Raw genomic sequence first — 16,664 nt, forward strand, 5'->3', positions numbered from 1 at the left:
AGGGGGCTTTCGTTATGAAGAGGGTCATATTGATTGTCATGGACAGCTATGGTGCGGGAGAGGCGCCGGATGCGGCGCAGTACGGAGATGCCGGTGCGGACACGTTTCTCCATGTGGCGGAGGGAACCCCGGGGTTTCAGATTCCGTCCCTCTGCCGGCTGGGACTGGGCAATGTGGACGGCATCGGTGCCGGAAAATGGCGGGTTCCCACCGGTGAGATCGAAGGTGCCTACGGCAGAATGAGAGAGGCGTCCTCCGGAAAGGACACGATCACCGGACACTGGGAAATCGCAGGGATCCGGACGGAGACACCGTTCCGCACCTACCCGGACGGCTTTCCGCCGGCATTCATTCACAAGCTGGAAGCGGAAATCGGGACAGAGGTGCTGGGAAACTACCCGGCTTCCGGAACGGAGATCATCGAAGTGCTGGGGGACGAACATGAGCGCACCGGAAAGCCGATCGTCTACACCTCGGCGGACAGTGTCTTTCAGATCGCAGCCAACACCGCAGTAATCCCGCTGGATCGCCTATACGCGATATGCGAAACCGCAAGGCGTCTCCTGGTAGGGGACTGGGCCTGCGGCCGGGTGATTGCCCGCCCTTATGTGAAGGAGAACGGGAAACGGATCCGTACCGGCGACCGCAGGGACTACGCCGTGTCGCCCCACAGCCGGACCATGCTGGATGAAGTGAAGGCGGCGGGGCTTCCGGTGTATGCGGTAGGGAAAATCCACGATATCTTCAACGGTCAGGGCATCACCCGCTGGGTGCATACAGCTGACAATCAGAACGGGGTGGACGAGACCCTCCGGGCGATGGATGAGTCGGAGGGCGGGCTGATCTTCACGAACCTGGTGGACTTCGATTCCAAGTACGGACACCGCCGGGATCCGTCCGGGTACGGCAGGGCGGTCATGGATTTCGACCGCAGACTGCCGGAGATCCGGGAAAAGCTTCTGCCGGAGGATATTCTGATCATTACAGCAGATCACGGCAATGATCCCATTCACAGCGGTTTCGATCACACCCGGGAATATGTGCCGGTTCTGGTATCGGGGCAGCCGGTCAGGCCCGGGGTCAATCTGGGAACCCGTTCCACGTTCTCGGATCTGGGCCAGACGGTCTGTGACTATCTGGGGGTTAAACCGGTTATGGAAGGCATCAGTTTCCTTCCGGAGGTGCTTCTTCGGGGGAATCCGGAGAAGTGATGGGGGCATGAAGTGATGAATGAAGTGCCGATAGAGAATGAAGTGCTGATAGAGAATGAAGTGACAGACGCAGAATGAAGGAATGACTTGGCGGATCAGGAATGAATTGACGAAACAGAAAGAGGGTCTGAGCGAATGGATATTCTGGACTGTATTACGAAGAAACGGGACGGCGGGGCACTGTCCCGCCGGGAAATCGACGAAATGATCCGGGGAATCACCGAGGGTGAGGTTCCGGATTATCAGACAGCTGCCTTCCTCATGGCGGTTTACTTCCGGGGAATGACGGATCAGGAGACGTTCCTTCTCACTGATGCCATGCGCCGGTCCGGAGACACCATGGATCTTTCGGACATTCCGGGGTTGAAAGTGGATAAGCATTCCACCGGCGGGGTGGGAGACAAGGCGACGCTGGCGGCCGGTCCTCTGGCCGCCGCCCTGGGGGTGCCTGTGGCGAAGATGAGCGGCCGGGGCCTGGGTTTCAGCGGCGGAACCATCGACAAGCTGGAGGCAATTCCGGGATTCAGGACCCGGCTCGGCGAAGAGGAATTCCGGGAGCGGGTCCGCAGGATCGGCATTGCGGTCACCGGACAGACCGGTAATCTCACTCCGGCTGACAAGAAAATATATGCTCTGCGGGATGTCACCGGCACTGTGGAGAACAGGAGTCTGATCGCCAGCAGTATAATGAGCAAAAAACTGGCGTCCGGCAGTGACGCCGTCCTGCTGGATGTGAAGTGCGGCAGCGGCGCCTTCATGAAGGATCTCGGGGAGGCCCGGGAGCTGGCCCGGCTGATGGTGGCCATTGGCCGGAGTGCCGGCCGGAAAATGGCGGCCCTGATCACCGACATGGACCAGCCCCTGGGGCTGGCGGTGGGAAACGCCCTGGAAGTCCGGGAAGCGATCGATACCCTCCGGGGCAGCGGCCCTGCGGACTTCACTGAACTGGTGCTGGAACTCACCGGTGCAATGGCCTTCCTGGGAGGCCGGGCGCCGGATGCGGAAACCGGCCGGAAGATGGCCGGCCAGGCCCTGGCGGAGGGACTGGGTCTGAAGAAACTGCAGGAGATGATTCTGGCCCAGGGCGGGGATGTTCGTGTGACGGAGGATCCGTCCCTGCTTCCGGAGGCGGCCTGCGCTCTGCCGGTTCGGGCGGAAGAAGAGGGATTCGTGAACCGCATCGACGCCATGGCTGTGGGAGAAGTGTCCCGGGACACCGGAGCCGGGCGGCGCATGAAAGACGAGGAGATTGATCTTTCTGCCGGGGTTCTGCTTCGCAGGAAACGGGGAGACCGGGTCCGGAAGGGGCAGGAACTGGCCGTTCTCTTCGGGTCGGATGCTTCCCGGCTTGCGGAACTGGCGCCTTCCCTCCGTGGGGCCTTCTCCATCACAGAGACGGAGCCGGCGCCGGTTCCGATGGTGCTGGACCGGGTGTGGTAGCCCGGTGGGGATGGTATACCTGTATGCTGGTGCTGAACAATGAAGATAAAACGATGGCGGGGCTGCTTGCCGAATGATTGGGATCGTTCGGGCAGGCAGCCCCGCCTTTCGTATGGGGAAAAACAGAAGTGCGGACCCAGGCATTTAGGCCCGCACCCTGTCCGGTGCCTGATCAGAGGAACGAATTCTCGGTGGATTTTGTATACAATAAACAAAAAATATAGAAAAGTTCGTGCGGGAATGGAGTTGACATGTGATACGGGTATGATATTATACTGGTATACATAGGTACCATGATAAAGTGGATGCAGATTGGACAGGAGTGTGAGGTGACGAAATGCTGGAGACATCAGAGAAAACGAACCTGCTGGAGCAGGCCAGTTATAAATACAGCCTGCAGGATGTAGCGGAGCCGAATCTTTATCGGGATATATATGATTACGAGAGTGTACCGAAGGTCGCATTCAACCACCGGCGGGTTCCGATGAATATGCCCACCGATGTGTGGATCACGGATACATCGTTCCGTGACGGACAGCAGTCCATGGCGCCGTATTCGGTGAAACAGATTGTGGATCTGTATAAGCTGCTCTCCAAACTGGGAGGACCCTACGGCATTATCCGCCAGTCCGAGTTCTTCGCCTATACGAAGAAGGACGTGGAAGCCATCGAGAAGTGCATGGATCTGGGACTGAAGTTTCCGGAGATCACCACATGGATCCGGGCGAACAAGGAAGATTTCAAGATGGTGAAGAAACTGGGCATCCGGGAAACCGGCATCCTGGTTTCCTGCAGTGATTACCATATTTTTAAGAAAATGAAGATGACCCGCCGGCAGGCAGTGGATTACTATCTGGAGACGATCCGTTCTGCCTTCGATGCCGGCGTGGTGCCGCGCTGCCATCTGGAGGACATCACCCGGGCGGACTTCTACGGTTTCGTGGTGCCGTTTGTCAACGAGATCATGGATCTGTCCAATGAGGCGGGTATCCCGGTCAAGATCCGGGCCTGCGACACCATGGGCTACGGTATCCCGTTCTCGGAGGTGGCACTGCCCCGCAGTGTGCCGGGGATCATCTACGGTCTGCAGCATTATGCGGGGGTTCCGAGCGAATATCTGGAGTGGCACGGTCACAATGACTTCTACAAGTCCGTGACCAACGCCTCCACCGCATGGCTCTACGGCGCCTGTGCCGTGAACTGCTCCATGCTGGGAATCGGAGAGCGGACCGGAAATGTTCCGCTGGAGGCCATGGTCTTCGAGTATGCTTCTCTCCGGGGTTCCCTGGACGGCATGGATCCGACGGTGATCACAGAGATCGCCCGGTATTTCCAGGATGAGATGGGATACGATATTCCGCCGATGACGCCGTTCGTCGGAGAAAACTTCAATGTCACCCGGGCGGGCATTCATGCCGACGGACTCATGAAGGATGAGGAAATCTACAACATCTTCAACACGAAGAAGCTGCTGAACCGGGCCCCGGGGGTTGTGATCAGCAAGACCAGCGGCGCCTCCGGCATCGCATACTGGATCAATGAGCATTTCGCCCTGGAAGGGGAGAATGAGATTCAGAAGGATGATCCTCTGGTGCTGAAAATGAAAGAATGGGTGGACGAGATGTATGCCGACGGCCGTACTACCTCCCTTTCCAAGGGAGAGATCATGGACAAGATCCGTGAGCTGACCGGCGGCCAGATGCCATCGAAGAGTGTGACAGCGAGGGAGGAGCAGAAATAATGGAATTCAAGACGGTATCCCTGGCAGACAGGGTTTTCGAGACACTGGAGAAGAACATACTGAACGGAACATACAAACGGGGGGAAGTCATCAGTGAGAAGCGGCTCACCGAGGAACTGGGTGTGAGCCGGACGCCGATCCGGGAAGCGCTGAACCGGCTGATGGAAGAGGATCTGATTGAGGATTCTCCGAACGGCACGGTGGTCTGCGGCATGACGCCTGCGGATGTGGCTGACGCTTACGAAGTGAAGCGCAGAATGGAAGTGCTGGCCGCCCGCCGGGCTGCGAAGAACATCACCGAGGACGAGCTTCGCTACATGAAGGAACTGGTGGAACAGGCGGAATTCTACGTCCAGAAGAATGATGCGGACAAGGTCCGGGACATGGATACCCAGTTCCATGACGCTCTGTACGATGCCAGCCGGAGCCGGGTGCTCAGGCGGATTCTGCGGCCGCTTCACCACAAGATCATGCGGTACCGGAAAGCATCCCTGGAGCAGCACGAATCCCGTCTGAAGGAATCGGTGGAGGAACATATTCAGATCCTGGGTGCCCTGGAAACGCACGACGAGGACAAGGTGGAAACACTGATGATGGTGCATATTCAGCACGCCCAGAACAGCATCAGCAACATCGAAGAAGAGAAATAGAACATAGAAATACGGAAGGAAGCAGAGAAATGGGACTTACAATTGCACAGAAAATCATCAAGGCGCATCTGAGAGAAGGGGATATGACGCCGGGAACGGAAGTCGGTCTCCGCATTGACCAGACTCTGACCCAGGATGCGACCGGCACCATGGCCTATCTGGAATTCGAGGCCATGGGGGTGCCCCGGGTGAAGACGGACCTTTCTGTGGCCTACATCGACCACAACACCCTGCAGTCCGGTTTCATGAACGCCGATGACCACCGGTTCATTCAGTCCATGGCGAAGAAGCACGGCCTGAAATTTTCCCGGCCGGGCAACGGGATCTGCCACCAGGTTCATCTGGAGCGGTTCGGAAAGCCGGGTAAGACGCTGATCGGATCGGACAGCCACACCCCGACCGGCGGCGGAATCGGCATGCTGGCCATGGGCGCCGGCGGACTGGATGTGGCTGTCGCCATGGGCGGCGGTACGTATTACATCACTATGCCGAAGATGATCCGGGTGAACCTGACCGGCCACCTGAAACCTTTTGTTACTGCGAAGGACATCTCCCTGGAGATTCTCCGCATTCTCTCCGTGAAGGGCGGCGTGGGATATATCATCGAGTGGGGCGGCCCGGGGATCCGGGATCTGTCCGTGCCGGAGCGGGCCACCATCACGAACATGGGCACCGAGCTGGGGGCCACCACTTCGATTTTCCCGTCGGACGAGGTGACCCGGGCGTTCCTGAAGGCAGAGGGTCGGGAGGAAGACTGGACCCCGCTGGCCAGCGATCCGGACGCCGTGTATGACCAGGTGATTGACATCGATCTGGATACGCTGGAGCCGAAGATTGCCTGCCCGCACAGTCCGGACGCTGTGGTGGATGTGGCGTCTTTGAAAGGGACAAAGGTGGATCAGGTATGTATCGGATCCTGCACGAATTCCTCTCTGTTCGACATGCTGAAGGTCGCCGCACTGCTGAAGGGAAAGACCATCCGGCCGGAAGTCAGCCTCTCTATTTCTCCGGGATCCAAGCAGGTTCTCCGGATGCTGGCGGACTGCGGCGCACTGTCGGATATCATCGCCAGCGGCGCCCGGGTGCTGGAATGCGCCTGCGGACCGTGCATCGGCATGGGATTCTCTCCGAATTCCGGCGGTGTATCCCTCCGGACGTTCAACCGCAACTTCCTGGGCCGGTCCGGAACCAAGGACGGCAAGGTCTATCTGGTGTCTCCGGAGACAGCGGTGGCGGCGGCCTTGACGGGAGAAATCACCGATCCTCAGCTGCTGGGCGAGATGCCGGAAATCACCATGCCGGAGGCGTTCACCATCGATGATACTGCAGTCATCGAGCCGGCGGCGGAAGGGCCGGAAGCGGATGCGGTGGAAATCCTGAAGGGACCGAATATCAAGGAATGCCCGCTGGGAGAGCCGCTGGGGGATGAACTGGACGCCGAGGCGATTCTGAAGGTGGGAGACAACATCACCACAGACCACATCATGCCGGCGGGGTCGAAAATTCTGCCGTACCGTTCCAATATTCCGCACCTGTCTCAGTTCTGCTTCGAAGTCGTGGATGAGACGTTCCCGGAGAGAGCGAAGGCAGCGGGCCGGAGCTTCATCATCGGCGGAGAGAACTACGGCCAGGGTTCTTCCAGAGAGCATGCGGCGCTGGTTCCGTTGTACCTGGGTGTGAGAGCGGTCATCACGAAGAGTTTTGCCCGGATTCATGTGGCGAACCTCATCAATGCCGGCATCCTGCCGCTGACATTCGAGGATCCGGCTGACTATGACCGGATTTCCCAGGGAGACGAACTGAAACTCACGGGCATCCGGGAAGGATTGGAATCCGGCGCGTTCCTGCTGACGGACGGAGAGCAGCAGATTCGTTTGAAGGGAGAATTCACAGAAAGACAAAAAGGCATGCTGCTGGCGGGCGGTCTGCTGCGTTATGTAGGACAGGAGAAATAAGATGGCAGACGGAAAGAAAGGTGTCGTGCAGGAAATTATTGATATGGGAGTAAAGGAGATGAACGCAATGGCGGAAGTGAGTGACATCACAGGACAGTTCCGGAACCTGCTCATGGAGCAGATGGAGCGGGTCGAGAAAATGGAGGAAAGTGCCGGCAAGAAAAAGGATTTCAAATCCCTGCCGGTGATTACCATCGGAATCTGCCCGGGAGACGGCATCGGGCCAAGCATTTCGGAGCAGGCGGTTCGTGTTCTGGAATCTGTACTGAGTGAGGAAATTGCCGCAGGAAAGATCCGGCTGAAGCAGATCGACGGCCTCACCATCGAACGCCGTCTGGCGGAGATGAAGGCGGTTCCGGATGATGTCATGGAGGAAATCCGGGAGTGCGACGTGCTGCTGAAGGGACCGACCACCACGCCGAAGGGGGGCAGCCTGGAAAGTGCGAATGTGGCGCTGCGGAGAGCTCTGGACCTGTACGCCAATGTCCGGCCGGTGAGTGTGCCGGAAGAGGGCATCGACTGGATCTTCTTCAGAGAGAATACAGAGGGTGAGTATGCCGTGGGAAGCCGGGGCATTGAAATTCCGGGGAAACTGTCCATTGACTTCAAGGTAATCACCGAGCCGGGCACCCGCCGTATTGCGAAAGCGGCTTATGACTATGCAGTGGCGAACGGCAAGACGAACATCGAAGTAGTCACGAAAGCGAATATCATGAAGAAAACCGACGGGAATTTCTCCCGCATCTGCCACGAGGTGGCCAGCGAATATCCTGGACTGGTGCTGGAGGACTGGTACATCGATATCATGACGGCGAAGCTGCTGGACAAGACCCGCCGCAGTGATTTCCAGGTTTTCGTTCTCCCGAATCTGTACGGGGACATCATCACGGACGAGGCCGCCGAGATTCAGGGCGGCGTCGGCACGGCGGGAAGCGCCAATATCGGCGACCAGTATGCCATGTTCGAGGCAATTCACGGCTCCGCCGTCCGCATGATCGAGGACGGCCGCGGTGCTTATGCGAACCCGGCCAGTCTGATCAAGGCGGCGGCCATGATGCTGAACCATATCGGCTTCCCGGAGAAGGCGAAGGCTATCGAGAATGCTCTGGACATCTGTGTTGAGAAGGAGAAGGCGGTTGTGATCACCGGGCACAAAGACGGTGCCACCGGTGCGGAGTTCACGGATTACCTTCTGTCGAAGCTGGGATAATCGTCACGGGAGTACACAGAAAGAAATAGAAATGCGAGGTAAGGAACATGCTGGCGAATCTGAATGATGTACTGCTCCCGGCGAAACAGGGGAAATACGCTGTGGGACTGTTCAACGTGATCAGTCCGGAAATGATGCACGGTGTGCTGGATGCGGCGGAGGAACTGGAAGCCCCGGTGATTATCGGGGCGGCGGAGCGGATGCTCCGGTTCCTTTCTCTGGAAGAACTGGCGTCCCTGCTTCTGCCGGAAGCGGAACGGCTGCGGGTGCCGGTGGTGGTTCACCTGGATCACGGCGCCCATGAGGAGACTCTCCGCCGGGCTCTGGAGCTGGGGTTTTCTTCCGTGATGCTGGACTGCTCGGCCTGTGCGTACGAGGAAAATGTGGCCAGGGTGGCAGAGATGGCGGATTATGCCCATGCCCGGGGCGCTTCCATCGAGGCAGAACTGGGTGCGGTGCTGGGAGAGGCCGGCGAAATTGAAGGGGGTCTGGAAGCGGATCCGAATGATCCGACCCGGTACTATACGGATCCGTCCCAGGCCCTGGATTATGTCACTCGAACCGGGGCAGACGCCCTGGCGGTGTCTGTAGGCAATGCCCACGGCGCCTACAAGCTGCCGCCGAAGCTGGATTTCCGGCGCATTGCGGCGATCCGGGATGAAGTGCCGGTGCCCCTGGTGCTCCACGGCGGCTCCGGACTGACGGAGGAGGACTTCCGCCGGGCAGTGGATTGCGGCATCGCGAAGGTGAATATTTTCACGGAGATTAATACGGCTGCGGCAAAGGCTGCGGCGGAGGCTTTCGAATCCGGAAAAGGCTTGGACCGGATGCTGCCTCCTGTCCGGGATGCGGTGAAGCAGGTGGCCGGGGAGAAAATGCGGCTGTTCGGTTCCGCCGGCCGGGCGCAGGCGGTATCGGCAAATTGATGAAACGGCGGATTTTACATGAAAGTGAAGGGAGCTGTCGCACTAAGTTGCGGCAGCTCCTTTTCAAAAACGGATTTGACACCGGCGTGACGGATGGATCAGGAACGGATCGTTCCGTCTTCGGCCAGGAAGATCTGGGCCGGTTTCTCCATGGAGGCGAATTGCATCGGGCTCATGACGGCGGCGTATGCGCCGGCGTTGGTGATGATCACCAGATCCCCGGGCTCCAGATGAGGCATCCGGATATCGGAGGCGATGACGTCCACCCCGGTGCAGAGGCTGCCCACCAGGTCCACGGTTTCGCCGTCTTCTGAAGCACCGGCCGGAATGACCTCCTCGTCACCGGACCGGAGCGCCAGGAACTGGAATGTATCCAGACCGGTGAAGAACGGCTCCCAGGCCGCCGGCGCCGGATCGTCGGTCAGATGGCGCACCATTTCCACCAGCGAAGGGCGGACGAACCCGTTCATGGTGCTGTTCAGAACGATGAAGGTCTTCCCCCGGGAAATTTTCCGGTCCATGACTTTCGTCACATACCAGCCGGATTTCCCAGGGGCATACCGGCCGGACTCAATCATGATCCGGGTGTCGGCTTTCCCGTTTTCTTTCCGGCGCCGCAGGTGTTCTTTCAGTGCACCGGAAAGGACGGACAGGTCCACCTCCCGGTCCTGCTCTGTGAACGGGATGCCGATGCCGGAGCCCAGGTTGATGTAGTCCAGCGGAGCGCCGATGGCTGCTTCGATCCGGTCTGTCATGTCAAAAAGATAATTATGATAGTTGATCAAAAGAGCGGTGTTCAGCATCTGACTGCGGAGATGCACATGGATGCCGTTAATCCGGAGGTGCGGGTGACCGCTGCTCTTCAGAATGGAGAAGAACTGCTCTTCGTCGATACCAAATTTGGCCGGTGCGCCGGTGCCGGCAGTGCCGCCGATGGTGTATGCCGGATTGATCCGGACGCCGATGGAGATTTTTTTGTCCATCTCAGCGGCAATCTCCTCGATCCGTCGAATCTCCCCCGGGCTGTCCGCAATGATGGCGGCGTATTGCCAGGCGCCCAGCAGATCTTTCCGGGATTTTCCCGGGGCGGAGTAGAAGATCCGGTCCCTGTCCGGCATTTCATGGCCGCCGATGGCTTCGTAACAGCGGGAAGCCGCCAGCACCTCCCCCAGGCTGGCGGCGTCGGTGCCGAAACCATGGGATAGCATGGTTTTCAATACTTCCGGATGAGGGTTGGATTTCACAGAATAGAGAAATTCCACTTCCGGAAACGCCTCCCGGAGCGCCTGTATCCGCTGAAGAATGGTCTTCTCATCATAGAGATAGAAACTGTCATAGTGGTCGGAAAGATCATGCAGTATTCTGCTGTCCATCGGGATTCTCATACGTACCTCCTGTCTGGGAATCGTCGGGCTGTTATTTCGGGTTGTTTCAGGCTGTTTCAGGCTATTTCAGATTTTCCGGGTTCAGGCATTCCAGCTCCGGCACCACGAAGCGGCCGTCCTTTCGGATGAGCCGGTCATCCAGGTAGATTTCGCCGCCGCCGTATTCCGGCCGCTGGATCATGACCAGATCCCAGTGCACTGCGGACTTGTTGCCGTTCGGCGCATCCTCGTAGCACATGCCCGGTGTCAGGTGGAAGCTGCCGGAAATCTTTTCGTCGAACAGGGTATCTTTCATCGGTTCCAGAACGTACGGATTCAGACCGAAGGAGAATTCTCCGAAATAGCGGGCGCCTTCATCGGTGTCCAGCATCCGGTTGATCCGTTCGGTGTCGTTGGCGGTGGCGTTCACGATTTTTCCGTCCTTCACTTCGAACCGGATGTCTCCATATTCAAAGCCCTGCTCCAGGGATACGGTGTTATAGTGGATGACGCCGTTCATGGACTCCCGCACCGGGGCGGTATAGACTTCACCGTCCGGGATATTGCAGTCGCCGGCGCACTTCACCGCCGGGATCCCCCGGATCGAGAACGTCAGGTCCGTGTCCGGTCCGGTGATGTGCACCCGGTCGGTTTTCTCCATCAGTTCCACCAGCGGGTCCATGGCCTTCGCCATTTTCGCATAATCCAGCGTGCAGACATCATAATAGAAGTCTTCGAAAGCCTCTGTGCTCATGCCGGCGGACTGGGCCATGGATCCGTTCGGGTACCGCAGGATGCACCATTTCGTATGGTCCACGCGGTAATTCAGCACCGGATCCATTTCCCGGGAATACAGGTTCAGATTTTCTGCCGGCACGTCGGCAAATTCATTGGAATTGGCGTTCGCCCGGACAGCGATATAGGCGTCCATGCCCTGCATCTGCGTGAGTTCATATTCCCGGCGGAAGGTTAGCTGCTCGGAAGAGGCATTCAGCAGCAGTTCCCGGGTGATTCGCCGGTCGTCCTGATTCACGTAAGGGTAGCCTCCGGCGGCATAAACCTTCTTTACAAGCTGCCGGACCAGCGGCACACATTCTTCTCCGGTGAAATCGATCAGCACCCGTTCTTTCGGCTGAATATTCGTGGAATAGCTGATCAGCAGGTCAGCCAGTTTCCGGTCTCTGGAATCCATAGTCAGAAGCTCCTTTCTGAATTTTGTGACTGTGTTGATATACGGACAGTATAACATAGAAATGACAGGATTACCTGCATACCGGTTGAAACACAGCCGGGACTGTGATATACTTCACATGTCGTTCCGGCACGCCGCAGGCTGTCCGGTTTGAAAATACAGGGAGACGTATCGAAGTGGCTATAACGAGCCGCACTCGAAATGCGGTGTACCTACGGGTACCGAGGGTTCGAATCCCTCCGTCTCCGCCATATACCATGAACAGTTGTAACAATCTTGGGGTAATCGTTAAATCTTTGTACCCTGAGGCAGAAAACTGGTCATAAAATGACAAAGATCGTCGCGATAATGCGGCGGTCTTTTACTTTTGGCTGTCTCTCACTCTTCCTGGCTACACCATCAGCATCGGGTTGACATATTGCCCGTCCGATAGTATGATTTGTTATATAAATCATACTATCGGTTCGATTCAGGAGCAAAAATATGAAAGCACCAAAAGGGAAATATGCATGGACTGCTACTGTCGGAGAAAAGGGGCAGATCGTGATCCCCAAACAAGCAAGGGAAATATTTGATATAAAACCGGGAGACACATTGCTGCTCCTCGGTGATGAAGAACGTGGTATCGCGATCCCCAATAAAGGAGCTTTTTCGGAACTGTTTGCTTTAGCTTTTGCAGAAGATAAAGGCGGTGAGACCAGGTGAAGATAGCATGGTTCTGTATTCCGGCACACGGACATACCAATCCCACGCTTGGCCTCGTCAAAGCGCTGACTGAAGGCGGGCATCAGGTATGGTATTTTTCCTTTGAGGAGTTCAGAGAGAAGATCGAGAATGCCGGCGCAACATTCATCGGCTGTGACGGATATGACTTTGAAATGGAAGATAAGGGTAATGCGGACCGTGTGGGCAAGGACAAAGTCTATGCGACAGAGCTGCTCGTTTCATCGACACTTGCACTGGATGAAATGACGACACGCAATATTGGGGAGATCAAGCCGGATATTGTCGTGTCCGATTCCGTAGCGTTCTGGGGTAAACTCGCAGCTATGAAGCACGGTTTGCCATATGTCTCATCGACCACGACTTTTGCCTTCAATAAGTATTCTGCAAAATATATGCACGAGAGTGCATGGGATATTGTTAGAATGCTGGCGGCTATGCCGCGCATCAATAAGCAGCTGAAGCGCCTTCGAGACAAAGGATATCCGGTGAAGAGTCTGCTCGATATAGTGCAGAATGATAATGATACAAACACGATCGTTTATACATCGAAGTATTTTCAACCGTGCTCGGGAACCTTCTCCGACAGGTATCAATTCATAGGGCCATCGATCAGGCCGGTCACTAAGCCTATGGAGAAAACTGCTGACAAGCTGGTGTATATTTCCATGGGAACGGTAAATCAGAACAGGGAATTCTATAGAAACTGCATCCATGAGCTGGGCCGGACGGACTGGCAGGTCGTCATCTCCATGGGAACCAATTCGGAGCACTATGAAGATCTCCCGGATAACATACAGATTTACGAATCCGTGGATCAGATGGCGGTTCTCTCTGTTGCCGATGCGTTTATCACTCATTGCGGAATGAACTCCGCCTCGGAAGGCTTATACTTTCAGGTACCTCTTGTATTGTTCCCGCAGACGCCTGAACAGGACGCCGTAGCAAAACGAGTTGAAGAGCTTGGTGCAGGCGTAAGGCTGAAGTCGATCTCCGGAGAGGATGTTCTGCAAGCATTGCGGCAGGTCATATATGAACCGGAATATAAAGACAGTGCCTCTAAGATTTCTGAAAGCTTTCGGTCTTGCGGCGGTGCAGCAGCGGCCAGATTGTTTTTAGAAGAGATTGCAAAGATATGACATAGTGACATACTCCCACCACCTATAGAGGAAGGGGGAATTCTTGCTGTTTTTGCTAAAACTGCTCGCTATATCCAGAAGAGAAGGGTGCGCCCCGAATGATTTTCATCGTTCGGGGCGCACCCTTTTTCTGATTAATCCATGCGGGGACATCTGCTGAGCATGATGTCGATGATCTCCCGGTCCGTGCCGGCCATGCCGTTCCGTGCCAGGTCGCCGATGTTGTCGATCGTGTTCTCCACGCCTTTTGTCACAATTCCGTCTCCGCTCCTGAATTCGCTGCCCCGCTGGAACATGTGCATTCCCAGCAGACCGGCCTCGATGGAGGAGGCGATTTTCGCCGCACAGCTGGCCTTCGCACCGTCGCAGACCACACCGGAGTTGATGGCCAGGGTGTTCACGATGGTGTGGCTGATTTCCCGGAGACCGCCGCCATAAAGATATGTGATGCCCGCCGCCGCGCCGCATCCTGCCGTGGTGGCGCCGCAGTAGGCCGACAGGCAGCCGATGCCCGCCTTCAGCCGGATGGCAGTCAGGTTGGCGATGATCAGTGCCCGAAGCAGTTTTTCGTGGCTGACCTGAAGATGCTCCGCATATTTCACTACCGGCAGAGTGACCGTGATCCCCTGATTGCCGCTGCCGGAATTGATGACCACCGGCATGTCGCAGCCGCTCATGCGGGCATCTGAACCTGCCGCCGCCCAGGCTTTTGCCTGATTCTGCACCCCGTCTCCTCCGGCATCCAGAAGAATCTGGCCGATGCGGGCTCCGTACGGATGATCCAGTCCCTCCCGGGCGATGGCGGTGTTGCAGGCGATCTGTCGCTCCAGGGTTTCCGACACATCCTTCAGATCGGCGGCTTCGGCGAATTCCACAATGTGTTCGATCGTCAGCACGTTGTGGTCTGTTTTTCCCGCATTCTGTTCCGCTTCCGGATCTGCCCGGAAAATAATCTGCTGATCCTTCCTGATTTCCACCACGTTCGTATGGTGATCCGTGATGAATACACCGGCGCTGTGGGTGCCGGAGAAAGCGGTCAGCCGGATCTCGAATACTCGGTCCGTTTCCGCCCGGGAAACACAGATTTCGGCTTCCTCCATATAACGGCGCAGTGCAGAGATGTCCTCCGCCCGGATGACGGACAGAACCTCCAGTTCCCGGTCCGCATCTCCCAGCAGAGCACCGGCTGCCGCAGCGGCTTCAATCCCGTGCATGCCGCCGGTGTTCGGAACGATCACGCTCTTTACATTCTTAATAATGTTTCCGCTGACACAAACATCTAATTTTTCCGGTACAGTGCCCAGTGTTTTCCCGGCCAGAGCGGCAGCGTAGGCAATGGCAATCGGTTCGGTGCAGCCCATGGCTGGCACCAGCTCTTCCCGCAGGATATTGACATAATCCTGATACAATTTTTCATCCATTTTTTTTGCTCCTTCTATATAGACATTTCAAGATGCGGCGGACAAAAAGTGACAGTGATGCCGTCCGACACACCCCGCGTCAGTATTGTATGCTGATCGGCTGTCCGATGCAACCAATCGGATTGGTATGAAGTGGACGGCGATTGGTTGAAATGTGTACTAGAGTTCAATTATTGCCTAAAAACGTCCGGATGCGAGACTGCAGACTGTGGATTTTGGGGATATTAAATATAATATTCTGAAATTAACATAGACAAAAGTGCGAATAGTTGGACTGAGATTCATTAAATAAAGGAAAAGTGAACGTTATTTGATGAAAAATTAAATTATCATCTAAAAAATTGATAATTTAATTTGACAAATGTAAAAACAAATGTTATTTTATAGTTGTCGAAAGGAAAGAGACAGAGACGGGAAACCGGAGGAAAACGAAATGATGAAGAAAGCAGCCGAGAGAAAACAGAATCTGATGACCATCCTGGTCGTTCTGATGGTCTTCGCGGCGGTTGTCTTCATGGGTTCGGTTCTCACAGCATCCGCTGATACAGAAGCGGACGCACACCTGGTGCAGAACATGCAGAAGGTGCAGAAGACCGTGGATATGAGTGGCTATCAGCTGAACTTCACGGGAGACGCTGCGAAGAAGGAAGGACAGTATATCTTCCAGATTCAGCTGGAAAACCCGGAATTGTTCTACGTCAGTTCCGCCAGAGGCTGGGCATTCTACCGGAAAAACAACGGGGATGTCACGAAAGTGCAGGTAGGCTACACCATGAGCGGCAGTGAAGCGGCGAAGGCGAAGGTTCAGTTCGACAATGCGGTTTCCCGGATTGTGAAGAAGGCAGAGAAAAAGTCCTCCCAGAGAGCGCAGGTCGAGGTCGTGAATAACGAGATCAAGAAAGCGACGGAATACGACTACAGCTACGCGAGGAAGAACCGGTACAACGCATACGGCGCACTGGTGGAGGGAAAGGCAGTCTGCATGGGATATGCCACCGCATTCAAGGCGGCGATGGACCGGCTTGGCATCTCGAACGGTTACCGGCTGAACAGAGACGGAAGCCACATCTGGAATACCGTCAGAATCGGCGGCAAGACATTGAATGTGGATGTGACCTGGAACGACACAACTCATTCGAACCGTTACCTCCTGACGAAGAGCCATACGACCAAGGCTCTCTAAGCATCGGCGATATTAAAAATATATAAATGTTAATTCTCCGGAACTGCTTCGGCGGCGCCGGAGAATTGCTTTTTTTCGCTCTGGTTTTGTGATAAAATCCTACCGTAAGTATTCGATACGATAATATTAGAAAGACGACAGGAGAAACGGATATGGCGATGGAGGATTACGTACTGCTGCAGGATTTATATGATGACGACTACTATCCGGACAGTCTGGTGGAAGAACTGGAACGGGAACTGACAGGGCTGGTGGATTTTCTGGAGGCAGGAGAGGCGGACAGCACGCTGATTCAGAGGAAACTGGATGGAATGACTTCAAGGATCAACGAAATTGCGGAAGAATTCATTGAAAACGACAGCCGTATCGAGTCAATGGCAGCGGAGACCCTGGAAGCGGATGTGTCTCAGATTCTGAATGAGTTCGGCGTGGATATCGAGCTGGAAGAGGCATTGAGAGAGCGGGAAGGCTGGTAGAGCGGAGAAGTCGGAAGAACGAATAACAGAAGT

Annotated in this window: 14 protein-coding genes and 1 tRNA gene; 12 read left to right on the forward strand and 3 right to left on the reverse strand. The window is 55.9% G+C overall.

Annotated elements, in window-relative coordinates:
* Positions 1-14 precede the first annotated feature (14 nt).
* The 7 genes from BLQ24_RS01445 to BLQ24_RS01475 all read left to right on the forward strand — a co-directional run bounded on the left by BLQ24_RS01445 (position 15) and on the right by BLQ24_RS01475 (position 9,133).
* On the forward strand, positions 15-1,211 hold the full coding sequence (locus BLQ24_RS01445; RefSeq protein WP_090161920.1) for a phosphopentomutase: 1,197 nt from the start codon (positions 15-17) through the stop codon (positions 1,209-1,211).
* Positions 1,212-1,346: 135 nt separating this feature from the next.
* A complete protein-coding gene (locus BLQ24_RS01450; RefSeq protein ID WP_090161922.1) occupies positions 1,347-2,651 on the forward strand; it encodes a thymidine phosphorylase in 1,305 nt (434 codons plus the stop codon).
* 337 nt (positions 2,652-2,988) lie between these two features.
* The gene (locus BLQ24_RS01455) at positions 2,989-4,392 is read left to right on the forward strand and encodes a beta/alpha barrel domain-containing protein (RefSeq protein WP_090161924.1); all 1,404 of its coding nucleotides are present in this window, start codon (positions 2,989-2,991) and stop codon (positions 4,390-4,392) included.
* Positions 4,392-5,042 (forward strand): GntR family transcriptional regulator, encoded by a 651-nt coding sequence (locus BLQ24_RS01460; protein WP_090161926.1) that lies wholly within the window; start codon positions 4,392-4,394, stop codon positions 5,040-5,042. The genes BLQ24_RS01455 and BLQ24_RS01460 overlap by 1 nt, the downstream gene beginning before the upstream one ends.
* A 29-nt stretch (positions 5,043-5,071) precedes the next feature.
* Positions 5,072-6,997, forward strand: coding sequence for an aconitate hydratase (locus BLQ24_RS01465; protein WP_090161928.1), 1,926 nt, complete (start codon positions 5,072-5,074; stop codon positions 6,995-6,997).
* Position 6,998: 1 nt separating this feature from the next.
* On the forward strand, positions 6,999-8,207 hold the full coding sequence (locus tag BLQ24_RS01470; protein ID WP_336433252.1) for an isocitrate/isopropylmalate family dehydrogenase: 1,209 nt from the start codon (positions 6,999-7,001) through the stop codon (positions 8,205-8,207).
* Positions 8,208-8,254: 47 nt separating this feature from the next.
* Positions 8,255-9,133, forward strand: coding sequence for a class II fructose-bisphosphate aldolase (locus BLQ24_RS01475; protein ID WP_090161930.1), 879 nt, complete (start codon positions 8,255-8,257; stop codon positions 9,131-9,133).
* Positions 9,134-9,231: 98 nt separating this feature from the next.
* Here BLQ24_RS01475 and BLQ24_RS01480 read toward each other — a convergent pair whose 3' ends face one another.
* Together BLQ24_RS01480 and BLQ24_RS01485 are read right to left on the reverse strand one after the other, a co-directional pair.
* Positions 9,232-10,518, reverse strand: a complete 1,287-nt coding sequence (locus BLQ24_RS01480; RefSeq protein WP_090161931.1) for a diaminopimelate decarboxylase family protein — start codon at positions 10,516-10,518, stop codon at positions 9,232-9,234.
* 61 nt (positions 10,519-10,579) lie between these two features.
* On the reverse strand, positions 10,580-11,689 hold the full coding sequence (locus BLQ24_RS01485) for an aminopeptidase (RefSeq protein ID WP_090161933.1): 1,110 nt from the start codon (positions 11,687-11,689) through the stop codon (positions 10,580-10,582).
* Positions 11,690-11,851: 162 nt separating this feature from the next.
* On the opposite strand from BLQ24_RS01485, the gene BLQ24_RS01490 reads away from it, so the two are divergent.
* The 3 genes from BLQ24_RS01490 to BLQ24_RS01500 all read left to right on the forward strand — a co-directional run bounded on the left by BLQ24_RS01490 (position 11,852) and on the right by BLQ24_RS01500 (position 13,551).
* Positions 11,852-11,940: transfer RNA gene (locus BLQ24_RS01490), tRNA-Ser, on the forward strand.
* Between the two features lie 232 nt (positions 11,941-12,172).
* Complete coding sequence (locus BLQ24_RS01495; RefSeq protein WP_090161935.1) at positions 12,173-12,394, forward strand: AbrB/MazE/SpoVT family DNA-binding domain-containing protein; 222 nt, start codon at positions 12,173-12,175, stop codon at positions 12,392-12,394.
* The gene (locus BLQ24_RS01500; protein WP_090161937.1) at positions 12,391-13,551 is read left to right on the forward strand and encodes a macrolide family glycosyltransferase; all 1,161 of its coding nucleotides are present in this window, start codon (positions 12,391-12,393) and stop codon (positions 13,549-13,551) included. Before BLQ24_RS01495 ends, BLQ24_RS01500 begins: the two co-directional genes overlap by 4 nt.
* Before the next feature lie 134 nt (positions 13,552-13,685).
* Here BLQ24_RS01500 and BLQ24_RS01505 read toward each other — a convergent pair whose 3' ends face one another.
* Positions 13,686-14,972 (reverse strand): L-cysteine desulfidase family protein, encoded by a 1,287-nt coding sequence (locus tag BLQ24_RS01505; RefSeq protein ID WP_090161939.1) that lies wholly within the window; start codon positions 14,970-14,972, stop codon positions 13,686-13,688.
* Between the two features lie 433 nt (positions 14,973-15,405).
* Between BLQ24_RS01505 and BLQ24_RS01510 the strand changes: the two genes are divergently transcribed.
* Together BLQ24_RS01510 and BLQ24_RS01515 are read left to right on the forward strand one after the other, a co-directional pair.
* The gene (locus tag BLQ24_RS01510) at positions 15,406-16,155 is read left to right on the forward strand and encodes a transglutaminase domain-containing protein (protein WP_090161941.1); all 750 of its coding nucleotides are present in this window, start codon (positions 15,406-15,408) and stop codon (positions 16,153-16,155) included.
* A 152-nt stretch (positions 16,156-16,307) separates the two neighbouring features.
* Positions 16,308-16,631 carry a DUF5713 family protein gene (locus BLQ24_RS01515; RefSeq protein ID WP_090161943.1) on the forward strand — a complete coding sequence of 108 codons (324 nt, stop codon included), beginning with the start codon at positions 16,308-16,310 and terminating at the stop codon, positions 16,629-16,631.
* The last annotated feature ends 33 nt before the right edge of the window (positions 16,632-16,664 follow it).

The organism is Eubacterium pyruvativorans (genome assembly GCF_900102225.1).
Taxonomy (GTDB): Bacteria; Bacillota; Clostridia; order Peptostreptococcales; family Anaerovoracaceae; genus Aminicella; species Aminicella pyruvativorans.

Excerpts from the sequence above, each read along its gene's own strand:
- BLQ24_RS01465 (WP_090161928.1), top strand. The coding sequence starts at position 5,072 with ATGGGACTTACAATTGCACAGAAAATCATCAAGGCGCATCTGAGAGAA.
- BLQ24_RS01485 (WP_090161933.1), bottom strand. The coding sequence starts at position 11,689 with ATGGATTCCAGAGACCGGAAACTGGCTGACCTGCTGATCAGCTATTCC.
- BLQ24_RS01515 (WP_090161943.1), top strand. The coding sequence starts at position 16,308 with ATGGCGATGGAGGATTACGTACTGCTGCAGGATTTATATGATGACGAC.
- BLQ24_RS01510 (WP_090161941.1), top strand. The coding sequence starts at position 15,406 with ATGATGAAGAAAGCAGCCGAGAGAAAACAGAATCTGATGACCATCCTG.
- BLQ24_RS01505 (WP_090161939.1), bottom strand. The coding sequence starts at position 14,972 with ATGGATGAAAAATTGTATCAGGATTATGTCAATATCCTGCGGGAAGAG.
- BLQ24_RS01460 (WP_090161926.1), top strand. The coding sequence starts at position 4,392 with ATGGAATTCAAGACGGTATCCCTGGCAGACAGGGTTTTCGAGACACTG.
- BLQ24_RS01450 (WP_090161922.1), top strand. The coding sequence starts at position 1,347 with ATGGATATTCTGGACTGTATTACGAAGAAACGGGACGGCGGGGCACTG.
- BLQ24_RS01455 (WP_090161924.1), top strand. The coding sequence starts at position 2,989 with ATGCTGGAGACATCAGAGAAAACGAACCTGCTGGAGCAGGCCAGTTAT.
- BLQ24_RS01470 (WP_336433252.1), top strand. The coding sequence starts at position 6,999 with ATGGCAGACGGAAAGAAAGGTGTCGTGCAGGAAATTATTGATATGGGA.
- BLQ24_RS01480 (WP_090161931.1), bottom strand. The coding sequence starts at position 10,518 with ATGAGAATCCCGATGGACAGCAGAATACTGCATGATCTTTCCGACCAC.
- BLQ24_RS01495 (WP_090161935.1), top strand. The coding sequence starts at position 12,173 with ATGAAAGCACCAAAAGGGAAATATGCATGGACTGCTACTGTCGGAGAA.
- BLQ24_RS01445 (WP_090161920.1), top strand. The coding sequence starts at position 15 with ATGAAGAGGGTCATATTGATTGTCATGGACAGCTATGGTGCGGGAGAG.
- BLQ24_RS01475 (WP_090161930.1), top strand. The coding sequence starts at position 8,255 with ATGCTGGCGAATCTGAATGATGTACTGCTCCCGGCGAAACAGGGGAAA.